The organism is Halopseudomonas pelagia (genome assembly GCF_009497895.1).
Classification (GTDB): domain Bacteria; phylum Pseudomonadota; class Gammaproteobacteria; order Pseudomonadales; family Pseudomonadaceae; genus Halopseudomonas; species Halopseudomonas pelagia_A.
In genome coordinates, this window is the sequence record NZ_CP033116.1 from 1,898,146 (window position 1) to 1,910,097 (window position 11,952).

Here is an 11,952-nt window from a genome sequence, read left to right on the forward strand (position 1 = left end):
TAAAAATAATCGCTGAGAGTAAATCCATGTATTCAATAAATTATGATGAATACGATCCGGCGGCTGCCGGGGAGTTTCTGACAGAGTCTCGACTGGTGGATGCCGGTTTTGACATTCATATCCAGCATGCTCATTGGTCGAACTCTGGCACCGCGGTGATTCAGGCAAAGGAAAGTTGCCTGCTGCGTTTGGTCCTGCCGACACCCGCCAGACGCTGGTCGCCTTTCTCGGATAACAAGGGTCGCTTTCCCGCACTCAATTGTGACTTCCAATCGCTTGGGCAAGTGCTGTTTTTGCCACGCGATACAGAGTTTCAGTTTCGTCACGGGGTGTCTGAATACAAGGCCATGATCTGTCTTTTCGACCCAAGTATCATGGGGCCGCTCGCCGGCATCCAATGGCAGTGGGACGACTGCTTGAGCGACAGCATGCTGAATCTGGAAAATCCCTTCCTGCACATGTCGCTGCAGCGTCTGGCGCAAGAGGTTGCCGCCCCTGGTTTTGCCAGTGAGCTGCATACCGAGTGCCTGTTGACCAGCATCGCACTTGATTTGCATCGGCAGTTTTTGAGTTCGCAGATCGGCACCGAGTCAGGAAAGCTGAGCTCGCAACAGTTGAAAACCTTACGTGAACTAGTCGAGACGGTACCCGAGCAAAGCAATTCCCTAAAACAGCTTGCGGATGTGCTGGATATGCCCGCCAGGCGCCTGTCAGAGCAGTTCAAAAGCACCACTGGGCTGACGCTACGCCAGTATGTGGCGCAGGCCCGCATCCGCCGGGCAAAGTCGCTGTTGCTGGATCGCAGCATGTTGATCAAACAAATCTCCTACCATACCGGGTTCCTCAGTCCGGCCTCCTTTACGGCAGCCTTCCGTAAAGAGGTCGGTATGACGCCTGAAGCATTCCGCCAGGTGCACCAGTAAACTGCTGCTTAAAAAGCAGGCGCGGCGGCGTCTGTCTGCCGAAACACCGGGTAGCTTCCGAGCAACAGCAGCATCAATGGGCCAACAACAAAGCAAACCGTGCTGAAGATGAGCAGGCCTGAATAGTCGCCCGTCATGCTGTAAAGCGCGCCGAACAGCAGCGGCGCGGCGGCAGCCCCTGCGGTTATCAATCCTAGATGGATGCCGAATAGGCGACCGTAATCGCGCATGCCGAAATACTTGGCGATAAGAAAGGCGGCGATATCAAACTCCGCTCCGGCGCCAATACCCACCAGCATCGTTGCCAGAACATAAAGCGCCGTATTGCCGCTGCTTAGCGCGAAAATAAGACAGGCGACAGCGGGCATGAGTAGCGCTATAGAAGCTACGCCTGGCGCCCACAGGCGGTCAATCAGGTAGCCTACGACCAGTCGTCCGAAGATCAACGAGATACCAAAGGCGCTGAAGATCTGCCCGGCCTCGACGGCGCTAAGACCACGGTCCTGAAGCAACGGGATAATATTGGTCACCAGTCCGACTACGCAGGCCACTACTAGGGTCATAGACAGATTGCACAACCAAAAACGCCAGGATCTTAGTGCCTCTGCTAACAACATGCCGCCTGCGGCGTTCTGGGATATGGGCTGCTTAGCGGTTACCGGGCCACTTTCAGCTCTAACCGGCAGCAACCAAAGTAAGGTCAATGGCAGTGCAACCAGCACCGGCAGCAACGACAGCGCGATGAATCCGGCTTGCCAGTTCCAGGTTGAAACCGACCAGGTAATCAGCAGCGGCAACCCGGCTGCGGCTAGCCCTGAGCCGCTGAGAATGATGGCCAGTGCCAGCCCGCGATTTTCCACGAACCAGAGATTCACCAGGTGGGACCAGGTAATCTGCAAGGTGCCCAAACCCGCCAGCGGGACCAGGAAATACCCCAGATACAGGCTCCATATCGTGGTTTTTACCTGGGTGAGTAACACTAGGCTGATTGACAGCGCGACCAATGAAAGGATGGTGACAATACGTAGCCCAAACTTCAGGTTGAGCCAGCCCGCCAACTGAGCGGCTACTATGGTGCCGAGCGACAGAGCGGTGATGGCGGCCTGCAATTCACTTCGGCCCCAGCCCAATGCCTGCTCCAGCGGGATCATCATTGAGCTGAAGCTGTACAGCAACAGCGAGCTGGAGCTGGTCGCGACGCCTACCACGGCAAGAATGAGGATCTTCCAGCCGATCTTGAATTCTCTGCTATCGAACTGTTTCATGGTCTATGCCCGTTCAGGATAATGTAAGATGAGGCGGTACTGCGTCAGTCGTTGCCAATAAACTGAGCAGCCTCGGTACTTTTGGTTATCACGTGATCTCGTCTCAGGCTGCCGGGTGACCCTTCGCCGGCCGGAACCGCAAGATCTTCAGGATGAATGAGCGTCGGCCCGTTCCGCAGTTGCTGCAGAGCCAGGCAGGCGATGTCGTCCGCCTGCGGCAATGGCATGGTCATGGCATTGGGAATATTCAATCGCTGCATGGTCTCGCGCATCGTTGGCGTATCCACGGTGCTGATCAGTAGATTGAGCACATCAACGCCCTGGTCCTTCCACTCAGCCCACAGCGATTCACCCAGATTCAGCGAAAAGCCCTTGGTTGCGGAATACATCCCCAGCTTGCGCACACCACCGAGAGCGGCATGTGAACCCACTAGCAGCAACCCGCCGCGGCCCCGCTCTATCATCCGGCCGCCAAATGCGTGGCTGATGTCCATGACTGTCTGCGTGTTCATCCTGAGCAGCTTCATCCACTGCCCGGCATCGGTGTTGAGAAACTGGCTGATAAAGGGGTCACCGCCGGCGTTGTATATCACCAGGCCGACCTGACGGTTGCCGGTGGCTTCCAGCAGCCTCGCGGTGGCATCCGTTGCCGACAGGTCCTGTTTCACGCATAGCGCCTGAACGCCGTGTTGTGCTTCAAGCTCGGCTTTCAGTGACTCAAGCGCTGTCTCGTTTCGGGCAACCAGAATGCAATTCATACCCTGCGCTGCGAGCTGGCGCGCGAAGGCTGCACCGATGCCATGGGATGCCCCCGCGATAAGCGCCCAGTTACCATATCGCAGTTGAAATGAGGGCTTATCATCCAGTCGGTTGATCCGCCTTTCCGGAATATCCGCTCCGGTACGCTCTTTGTGCAGGCTCATAGCGGAGGAAGATCAATGTGACTGGCTGAGGCGCCAATAGCCGTGCTGCCGAACACCTGAACGCGTCGCTCAATCTGCGAAGCAAAAAGTGTTAACAGGGGTAGGTCATGCTCGGCCCCTGCTGTGGTAACGAAGCTCTCCAGTGCAGCCTCCATTTTCTGATGATCTTCAAAGCTCTGGCCGAGCAGTGCTTGGGCTTCACGCATATCCTGGGCCTGCAGCTCCAGCATCATGGCGTCGGCCTTGCCTAGATATTCGACGATCTTGCGCACGGCGTTCAGCTTGGTGCTCTGGAATGGATCAGTCACTTCGACCTGTTCAACGGCATCGCGGAGCATGCTCAGCAGTTCGGCGTTGGGTCCGGTTGGTTTGATCGGGCTTGCTGGCGTCTCGATTGCCACGCCCATTGATTCCGCCAGGGCATGGACCACTACGCGGCGCAGGGCAATGTCGAATTCAATATAGGTATCGTGGGGGTCTCCCGGTTTTGGCGTCGCGACCGTCGAGGAGAACTGCATGGTGCTGACGGTGGAGAACAATGTGGTATGAAAGCGCACCACGTCGGGTTCGGGCGGTTCGCTGCTGACCTGCTGATAATATTCGTAGAGTTCCCTGAAAGGCGCTCCGAGCGGTTCGTAGTTGTCCCGCATGCGCGCTGATGCCAGATCGGCCAAGGGATCGCCGATCATCGCGAACTCGAAATCATAGAGGGTGGTCAGCTTGCCGTTCTCGAACAGATACTGCCCCGAGTCGTACTGCACCAGGCTCGGTTTGCTGCGATGCTGCGGGACGTTGCGGCGCAGCCAGTTGAGGGCAAATTCCAGCAGCGGCTGCGGTCGGGTTTTATTGCGCGCGTAAAGCGGGTAATAGGCATCAAGCCCTGCCAGCGAAATGGCTTCGGCGCCCTCGGGCTGCGCGATGCCCTTGGCCACAAAGTCGTCCAGTGGCAGCTGGTGCATGGCGACCATGGCGTCTATGTATTGTTTGGCCAGGCTCAGACGCTCAGCGTCGTCGCTGGCGGCGGAAATGTCTCGGGTGCCGGGTACAGCTTGCATGACGATGGCTAGCGGGTCCTCGCAGAAGCCATAGATATGCGGCACTGGAACGCCCTGCTGACCGAGCAGCGTGAGAATATCCGCTTCCCGGCGCAGATCATCCGGAAACGGGCTGACATCGCCGCCGCGGTCGCCACGGATGTGTAATTTGAGTATTTCATTGCCCCGCTGCAGTTCCATGTTCCAGGCAGGGCGCCAGCGCGGTAGCCGGTCCGTGCGTGTCACCGTGCCGCCGAGTAACGTTTCGATGAAATCCCGTATTTTCTGCTCCATCAACTGGTCGCTACCGGCATTGTCTAAGGCCATGTTCATTGTTACTCCAGGAATAAGCTTCTTCGGCCCGACAGCGCCAGGCCGTGTAAATAAAGTGTGTTCAGGTCTTTGGGGTAGCCAATTCCGGTCCGCCAACCTGATCCAGGGATACCCCCTTCTTTTTCGCCAGATCAGCGGTGTCAAGGTATTCGCGCCATGCCGTGATTTTGCCTTCAGCATTTAGCTCGTAAACCGCGACCATGGAGTGCGGCATCGGTTTGCCGCTGGAGATGGCGTAGTCATCGCGTTCGGTCATGACCATGCTGTCCGAGGATAGGATGTTGCGGATAACGCAGTGGTTGTGGGTGACGTAACTCATCTGCCGCTGGATCTCGTCGCGTAACGCAGCGCGGCCGCGAATCACCGGCCCGCCGGGCACCCAGAGCTGCCAGACTGCGTCCTCGCTCATCATGTTCAAGATGGTATCCAGCTGCGGGCGCGACGTAGCTGTCCCGTCACCCCATGCAGCGCAGAATTCCCTGATGATCTGTTCTTGTCGTAAGCCCATTGCAAAAATCTCCTCGGAGTAGGTTAAGGGTCTGCGCTCAGAGGTAGGCGCGGATCACCGGGACCATGGGCGTGCCACAACTCATGCCACCGTCGACACGCATCAGGGCGCCGTTCACATAGCGCGCCTCGTCGGAGGCGAGGAACAGCGCCATATTGGCGATATCTTCCGGCTCACCTAGCTGTGGCACGTTCTGCAGGTCGAGGAAGGCGCGGGTCATCTCTTCATTGGCCCAGCCTTCAAGCGCAGCGGTACGGATAACTCCGGGCAGGATCGCGTTGCAGCGAATGCCCTGCTTGCCGAAAGTGGCGGCGATGGTTTGCACATACCAGTTGAGTGCCGCTTTGGACGCGCCGTAACTGAACTGGGCGACTTCCCCGGCAATCGAACTGGTGGACGAGGTGAAGATGATCGAGCCGCACGCTTGCTCGAGCATGTGAGGCAGGGCGTGCTTGCAGGCGAGCACGCCACCCAGCACGTTGACGCGCATGTTGGCGTAGAACAGCTCCTCATTGAAGTTGATGAAGTCCACATCCCGCGCTGTTTCGGGATTCTTGTTGACGGCGTTGTTGAAGAGGATGTCGATGCGGCCGTAGGTCTCGATGGTGGTGGCTATCATCTGCTTCAGGTCGGCCTCCTGGCCGACATCGACCTTGAGCGCCGTCGCTTCGTTACCCGCCGCCGTGATGCTGTGCACGACGCGATCCGCGGCGTCGGCGTACAAATCAGTCACCACAACCTTGGCGCCCTGGGCGGCAAATGTGATGGCGCTGGCGCGACCAATACCGCTTCCGGCGCCGGTGATCACGGCTACTTTTCCTGCAAGTCTGTTCATGGAAAGCTCCAGTCTGGAATCAGAAGCACGTTAACGGCTCTGGCCTGCGGCGATGGTTTGTGGATTGGCTTCACGCTCCATGATCGGCGCCTCGCGGTAGCGTGTAGGCCCGTTGCCGAACATGCCGTACTGGCTGCGAGTGAAGTCATACAGCGAATAGGAGTCCTGCTGCGGATTATTCGGTATGCCATAGGCCTGAATGTTGTATTGGGCGCCCGAGCGGAACATCTCGCCGCTGTCATCCCAGGCGTCGTACAAGGCCGCGCCGAAGGTATCTTCGTCAATGTAATAACGGCGGGATTTCTGCGCGTGCCGCACACCTTCCTTGCGCTCAGCTGAAACAACCCAGGCGCGGTGCAGCTCCCAGCGCTCGCACGCCGGGTTGATGTGGTTTTCCATCAGCTTGGTGTCCATGTCGCAACCCCACTTCAACTCGTAGTTGCTGTAGGGCAGGAACATTTCCCTCTTGCCTTCCAGCGTCCAGCTGAAGCGATCCATTTTGCCGGAGAACAGAAAGATCTCGTCGTAGAAGGACACACTGCCGAACGCGGCATTGGGCGTGTCGTAGGAAAACTCTGGCGCTTTGCGGATGCGTCGCTGCCCAGTCGAATAGCTCCAGGCATAGCGATCATTCTCCACTGGGTCAAGGTGATCCCAATAACCGGAGGCGGTGCCCGCGGTGCGAGCCGGAGCAACGATGCGTGACCAGATCCGACTGGCAATTTTCGGGTCACGTCCTTCCACATCCAGTTGATAGAATGGTTTCTCACCGGTAGAGCGGTTGGTGTTGGTCAAGGTCACGCGACCCTGATTGACCACATAGGCGCTATGATTCCAGTCCCAACCGTTGATGCCTTGGTAGTTGAGTAGATAATTCCACATGGCCTGCTCGCCGCTCTGCGGAATCGGGAAGGGCAGCCCGCCACGGCAGGCTTCACTGACGGATAAACCGTCGTGCAGCGATTGGCAATCCGGGTTGCCCGCGTTATTCACAGTTGCCGCTAGAAAGGGCTCGGGGAACGCTGCCGTACGGTGGGTCGGGTAGATGTCCATGTAATAAGTATCCGGGTACTGCTTGAGCAGCTTCATTTGCCCGGCGGAGAGCTGGTCGGCGAATTCGTCGGCGTTCTCGGCGCTGATGCGAAACAGCGGCTCTTCGTCGGCGAACGGATTCGGCCAGGATCCGCCGGCTGGCTTCAGACTGGCGGGCACCTCCAGGCCGCCGGTGTAGGCGGGAATGGTACCGGCCTCATTACCTGCGGCTATCGCACCAAAGCGGGTAAGGTCCTGGCCCAGGTCATCGGCGGTCCATGTCTCGTTACCCAGCGCCGAGGTAGCTATGACCGCGAGCAAGCTGATTGCAATCTGATTCATCTTCATGGAGTACTCCCAATTTTATTGTTATGTCTGATGGTCGTTGGCCTAGAACGCAGTGCTCAGGGTCAACGATACCCAGTCACGATCGGAGAGGCCGATGCTGCCGTTACCCCCTACCACGGTGTTTCCAACGCCTGGCACATTGCGGTTGATGGTGTCGGAGCCATAGCCGATGTAAGACAGGCTGATGTCGTAGCGCTCGTCTAACACGCCTTTGATGCCCACCTTGAAGTTGTAATCGCCCTCGTTGCCACCGCCGGTGGCAGCATTGCCGGAAAGACCGTAGTTGATGCTCATAGGCGCGGAGATATTCCAGCCGGGCAGGGCGCCCAGCCACTGCGGGGTAAAGTTGATCGCCAGCCCGGCATAGTTGCGGGTAGCACAGCCCCAGTCCTTATCCTGGTTGACACAGCCGCCATAACCTTCGCCGCGGAACTGATCGGCATTCTCGGTGACTTTGTCCAGATGGCTATAGGCGACCTCGGTAATCAGCGAGCCGGTGTCCCAAAGCGGTGTTGAAGGCAGCAGCCAGAGCGCGTTGGCGACCATGTGCCAGGTGTCGCCTCGCGCGCCTTGGTTGTCTGCCAGATCAAATCGGCTGGATATCAGCGAAGCGTTTTCACGATAAGACAGGTCAACACCCACCGACGCACCGCCGAGTACCGGCCCCGCTGACCAGCTCAAGCCGTAGAGCTTGATGTCTTCGGCGTAAATATAACGGGCAGAGCTGGGCCCGGTTTGCAGGCCCCAGGGGGTGTAGTCATCAAACTCGCGGTAGAACGCGCTGATATCCGATTGCATGAAATCGAGGCTGTAACGCGCCATGACGCCCCAGTTGCCGCGGTTGTCGGGTTCTAGCGGGTCTTCAATGGGAAAGGCGAAGCCGGGGGCAACGGGCAAGCGGTCCGGGCCTTGCAGAGCCACGTCGGCGGAGGCCAGGTAGGTTCCGCCTTCAGGTGCGCGCGTTGAATCCCATTCAAGGAAATACTGTGCCGCGAGGGAGAGCCGATCAGTGACCTGGGCCTGGCCTGAGATTTGTGCCAGCGGCAGGAATACCTCGCGGGTTTCAGTGCCGGGATTTGCCTGAGCCTTGCGGCCATCCAAAGGGGCCTGTGAGTAGGAAACGGCATGCCCCGGAATCAGCAGACCGTTGCCCCAATAGAGCGTGTGACGTCCCGCACGCAGGCTGATCGGCGCATCGCCCAGATAAAACCGGGTGAACAAAAACGCATCGAGCAGCTCACCGTTCAAACCCTGGTGGTAGCGCTTGGTGTGGGATGAGTACCGATCACCGATATAGCTGCTGGTACTGGGTCCGGCAGGCGCACCTGGATAGTAGATGTTGCCGGGATTGGTCTCGATATCAGTATCGGAGTAGGCCTGATCGTACCAGGCCGCACCACTGATGCGCAGGCCATGGGTTCTCTTGTAAGCCAGCTCCAGCTCGCTCATCACATCCAGACGATTGGTTACCACGTCACCGCGATCAAACTTGTAGTTTGATTCGTCATAGGTGGCGTTGTTGCCCAGTGCGTTGTCGCGGCCTTCGGCGCGCACGCCCAGGTTGTAGCGAATGGTATTGTCCCAGCGGCCGCTCAGGTCGGGATTGCCGGTATCGAATTCTGCTGCCTGAATACTGCTCACACAGGCAAGCGAGACTGAGAGTCCTACAGCCTTGCTGAGTAATGACAACTCTGGCTTGAACATTGAGCTTCTCCGTAGATCTTGTTTTTATAATCTGACCGTTGTCAGTAAACTTCACGGGGGCGGAGGGGACAACGCGTAGGGCTATCGCTGAATTGTCTGTACCTATCGATGAACTGCGTTCGACGCTGAACCCGGCCAAGTTGCTGGGCGAAGCGAGGTCAGTAAGAGCAACCCGGCCTCGCCTTTTCAATAGCCAGCCTCAGCTCTTCTGTAACCAAGCATCCATAGCTTGCCAGACCTGCAGTCTTGAGGAAGCCATGTTGTGCATATGGGCGGCGCGGCCGATGAGAGTGACCGTGCTGTGAGAGGCGAGAGGATAGAATGCTGCTTCGCGCTGCGGGTCAGGGCTGACATCGACTTCGCCGTACAGCAGCATGACCGGGCAACCAATGGCCGCGGCTTCGCGCGTCACGGAACCAGGGGTAAGTGCAGCCAATGCGAGAGTTACAGGCGTCAGGCCGGCGTGCTGATCATCACGTTCGATCAGCTGCTCCGGCACATCAGGCAGGTGAAACAAGCCGCGCATGGGTTGCCGGTCAGTTGCGATGTAACCGCCCGCAGCAAGACTTGCTTGCACGCTGGCTACGTCAGTGTCGCCCAGCTCCAGAGGCAGGTTGCTCCAGCCCGCTACGATCAGCCGCTCAAAGGTGTGAAAGCATCCCTGTTGGTAAACTGCCAGCATTCCGCCCATGGAATGGCCCAACCCGGATAGCCGCAACGTGCAATACGGCGGTAGCTGCAGCCATTCGCCTTCCAACAGTCCAGCGGCGGTTTGCCGTGTGGCAAAGTCGCTGGCAGCGGCAATCATTTCCAGCGTTAATTGGTTCTCGGGTTGTGGCTTACTGCTGGCGCCCATACCGAGTGTGTCGACTGCCAACACCAGATAGCCGCGCTCGGTCATGTATCTGGCAAAGCTGTAAGAAGGATCCAGGTAATCAGGATGATAATAATCACTTGAACAACTGCCACCATGTAGGCACACCAGTAGCTCTACCGTGCCGTTGTTAGCGGTCAGATCATCTGCAGCAAAAAGTTGGCCAGACAGGGTGACGGGCGTGGAGTAGGGTGTGAGATGGCTGATGTTCCACGTCAGTTTGATTTTCTGCATGGTGAGGTCCTTTCAGGAAACAAAAAAAAGCCCTTCAGCGGCGTGGGCAACTGAAGGGCTCAGAGGGGCGATCAATTAACGCTGGGATTCACGCGATACGATCGCTTCGGGGTTGAGCTCGCGCTCGCTTCTGGCTTCGCTCAACACGCGATAACCACCGGTCATGCCGTCATTGATAATGCCGTACATGCCTTTGTTGAAATCAAATATGGTGTGTTTGACGATATAGGGAATGTCGTGATCATAGAACTGCACGCCACCCATCATCATTGAACGGTACAGCTCGCCGTTCTGATCCCAGGCATCGTAGAGACCCGCGCCGAAGGTATCTTCATCAAGGTAGTAGGTGCGCTTGCTGTATACGTGGCGCATGCCAGGCTTGAGCGTTGCCTCCACTTCCCAGACGCGGTGCTTTTCCCAGCGCTCGCATTCCGGATTGGCGTGCGCTGTCCGGAACTGGTCATCACAGTTGAAGTAGAACTTGTATTGATTGTATGGGATCAGCATTTCCTTGCGGCCAACCAATTTGAAATCAAACCGGTCCTGCACGCCGGAGAACATGAACAGTTCATCAAACAGTTCCAGGCCGCCCATACTGCCAACTGGCGTGTCGTAGTTGAATTCCGGGGCAAGCTTCACGCGACGTTGACCAGGCGTATAGCTCCATGCGCGTCGCGGCTGCGCAGTAGGATCGAGGAAGTCCATCAAACCTGTCAGTTCGCCGGCCTTGCGTGCTGGCGCTTTGGTCACGGAATAAACGCGGTAGAACAATTCCGGATCGCGGCCTGGGACGTCAGTCTGATAATAAGGCCGCTCGACAAAGGTTGCCTGGTTGGCTGTACGAGTAACGGAGCCGTTGCGGTCTACCACCCAAGTGTCGGACGAGGAGGTAGTGGTGCCGAACTTGCCGTCGTTGTAGCGCACCAGCAGGTTCCACATCATTTCATTGCCGTTCTGCGCCATGGGAAAGGGAATTCCGCCGCGGCAACCGGCTTCGAGCGCCAAACCTTCATTGTAGGTATTACAGGTGGTGGCATTCCGGATACTTGCGTCTTCCACTTCCTTTGGATAGGCCGCTGTACGGTGGGAAGGATAGATATCCATATAATATTCGGGATTGCGCTGCAGTACTTCCTTCTGACCTGCGCTCAGCAGATCGGCGTACTCAGCCATGTTCTCTGAAGTAATGCGATATAGAGGCTGCTCGTCCTTGAACGGATTAACCCAGAAGCCGCTGTCTGGTTGGAAGCCTTCAGGAGCGTCGCGCAGTCCGCCTTCATAGGGGGGAATCGAACCGTCCGCATTGCCTGCTTGAATGGCTCCCACCGCCGTCAGGCTTTGCCCTAACTTCTCTGCCTCTTCGGGGCTCACAGCCGCGAAGGAGGCGGCAGATAGTCCGCCCAGTAACAAACCGATAGCAATATTCAGTTTCATGAACGTTCTCCGTTATTGATGTTGTTAGAACGAGAATTGCTGGAGCAAAGCCGGCCATAGGTGGAGCTGGACTGACCCAGAGCTCCGCGACCATCGCAAGTGTTCCATGATTGATTGGGGGTGGTGATGGGAAAGCGTGGGCTGCACTGGCTGAGCAGCGGCTGAAAAGACGCTGTTAAACGTGCTGACCATGACAAGCGTCCGGAATGATCCAGATCTGTGCTCATTTTTCTGTCCTTTTATTTTTATTTTCCAGCGGCTAATGCTTTTAACGCAGCGTAGAAGGACGTCGGATAAGTCATTCGAACTGTCAGCAATGCCTGAGTAAACCGTAGCAGAGATCTTTGTTTAATTCCATATGCAGATTAATATTCTGCAATAAGAATTGTAAGTGCTATGGTAAAAACGCACCTGTTGGCGAAATCGGTAAGCAGTGCCAATCGTTTTACTCAGGGTAAAACGGTTGCGCAGCACCTGGGCGAGCTTTGTTATAGGGTGCTCACCA

At 57.1% G+C, this 11,952-nt stretch carries 10 protein-coding genes; 1 reads left to right on the top strand and 9 read right to left on the bottom strand.

What is annotated here, in order from left to right:
* The first annotated feature begins 26 nt into the window (after window positions 1-26).
* Window positions 27-923, top strand: a complete 897-nt coding sequence (locus tag EAO82_RS08990; RefSeq protein ID WP_096346480.1) for a helix-turn-helix transcriptional regulator — start codon at window positions 27-29, stop codon at window positions 921-923.
* 8 nt (window positions 924-931) lie between these two features.
* Here EAO82_RS08990 and EAO82_RS08995 read toward each other — a convergent pair whose 3' ends face one another.
* The 9 genes from EAO82_RS08995 to EAO82_RS09035 all read right to left on the bottom strand — a co-directional run bounded on the left by EAO82_RS08995 (window position 932) and on the right by EAO82_RS09035 (window position 11,447).
* Window positions 932-2,188, bottom strand: a complete 1,257-nt coding sequence (locus tag EAO82_RS08995) for an MFS transporter (RefSeq protein ID WP_096346479.1) — start codon at window positions 2,186-2,188, stop codon at window positions 932-934.
* A 44-nt stretch (window positions 2,189-2,232) separates the two neighbouring features.
* Window positions 2,233-3,111 (bottom strand): SDR family NAD(P)-dependent oxidoreductase, encoded by an 879-nt coding sequence (locus tag EAO82_RS09000; protein WP_096346478.1) that lies wholly within the window; start codon window positions 3,109-3,111, stop codon window positions 2,233-2,235.
* Complete coding sequence (locus tag EAO82_RS09005; protein WP_096346477.1) at window positions 3,108-4,478, bottom strand: phosphotransferase family protein; 1,371 nt, start codon at window positions 4,476-4,478, stop codon at window positions 3,108-3,110. Before EAO82_RS09005 ends, EAO82_RS09000 begins: the two co-directional genes overlap by 4 nt.
* A gap of 61 nt (window positions 4,479-4,539) precedes the next feature.
* The gene (locus tag EAO82_RS09010; RefSeq protein WP_096346476.1) at window positions 4,540-4,986 is read right to left on the bottom strand and encodes a nuclear transport factor 2 family protein; all 447 of its coding nucleotides are present in this window, start codon (window positions 4,984-4,986) and stop codon (window positions 4,540-4,542) included.
* 37 nt (window positions 4,987-5,023) lie between these two features.
* Window positions 5,024-5,821 (bottom strand): SDR family NAD(P)-dependent oxidoreductase, encoded by a 798-nt coding sequence (locus EAO82_RS09015; protein ID WP_096346475.1) that lies wholly within the window; start codon window positions 5,819-5,821, stop codon window positions 5,024-5,026.
* A 30-nt stretch (window positions 5,822-5,851) separates the two neighbouring features.
* Window positions 5,852-7,201 (bottom strand): DUF1329 domain-containing protein, encoded by a 1,350-nt coding sequence (locus EAO82_RS09020; RefSeq protein WP_096346474.1) that lies wholly within the window; start codon window positions 7,199-7,201, stop codon window positions 5,852-5,854.
* Between the two features lie 42 nt (window positions 7,202-7,243).
* A complete protein-coding gene (locus tag EAO82_RS09025) occupies window positions 7,244-8,905 on the bottom strand; it encodes a DUF1302 domain-containing protein (protein ID WP_096346473.1) in 1,662 nt (553 codons plus the stop codon).
* Window positions 8,906-9,104: 199 nt separating this feature from the next.
* Window positions 9,105-10,013 (bottom strand): alpha/beta hydrolase, encoded by a 909-nt coding sequence (locus EAO82_RS09030; RefSeq protein WP_096346472.1) that lies wholly within the window; start codon window positions 10,011-10,013, stop codon window positions 9,105-9,107.
* A 75-nt stretch (window positions 10,014-10,088) separates the two neighbouring features.
* Window positions 10,089-11,447 (bottom strand): DUF1329 domain-containing protein, encoded by a 1,359-nt coding sequence (locus EAO82_RS09035; RefSeq protein ID WP_096346471.1) that lies wholly within the window; start codon window positions 11,445-11,447, stop codon window positions 10,089-10,091.
* Window positions 11,448-11,952 lie beyond the last annotated feature (505 nt).

Excerpts from the sequence above, each read along its gene's own strand:
- EAO82_RS09020 (WP_096346474.1), bottom strand. The coding sequence starts at position 7,201 with ATGAAGATGAATCAGATTGCAATCAGCTTGCTCGCGGTCATAGCTACC.
- EAO82_RS09035 (WP_096346471.1), bottom strand. The coding sequence starts at position 11,447 with ATGAAACTGAATATTGCTATCGGTTTGTTACTGGGCGGACTATCTGCC.
- EAO82_RS09030 (WP_096346472.1), bottom strand. The coding sequence starts at position 10,013 with ATGCAGAAAATCAAACTGACGTGGAACATCAGCCATCTCACACCCTAC.
- EAO82_RS08990 (WP_096346480.1), top strand. The coding sequence starts at position 27 with ATGTATTCAATAAATTATGATGAATACGATCCGGCGGCTGCCGGGGAG.
- EAO82_RS09000 (WP_096346478.1), bottom strand. The coding sequence starts at position 3,111 with ATGAGCCTGCACAAAGAGCGTACCGGAGCGGATATTCCGGAAAGGCGG.
- EAO82_RS09025 (WP_096346473.1), bottom strand. The coding sequence starts at position 8,905 with ATGTTCAAGCCAGAGTTGTCATTACTCAGCAAGGCTGTAGGACTCTCA.
- EAO82_RS09005 (WP_096346477.1), bottom strand. The coding sequence starts at position 4,478 with ATGAACATGGCCTTAGACAATGCCGGTAGCGACCAGTTGATGGAGCAG.
- EAO82_RS08995 (WP_096346479.1), bottom strand. The coding sequence starts at position 2,188 with ATGAAACAGTTCGATAGCAGAGAATTCAAGATCGGCTGGAAGATCCTC.
- EAO82_RS09010 (WP_096346476.1), bottom strand. The coding sequence starts at position 4,986 with ATGGGCTTACGACAAGAACAGATCATCAGGGAATTCTGCGCTGCATGG.
- EAO82_RS09015 (WP_096346475.1), bottom strand. The coding sequence starts at position 5,821 with ATGAACAGACTTGCAGGAAAAGTAGCCGTGATCACCGGCGCCGGAAGC.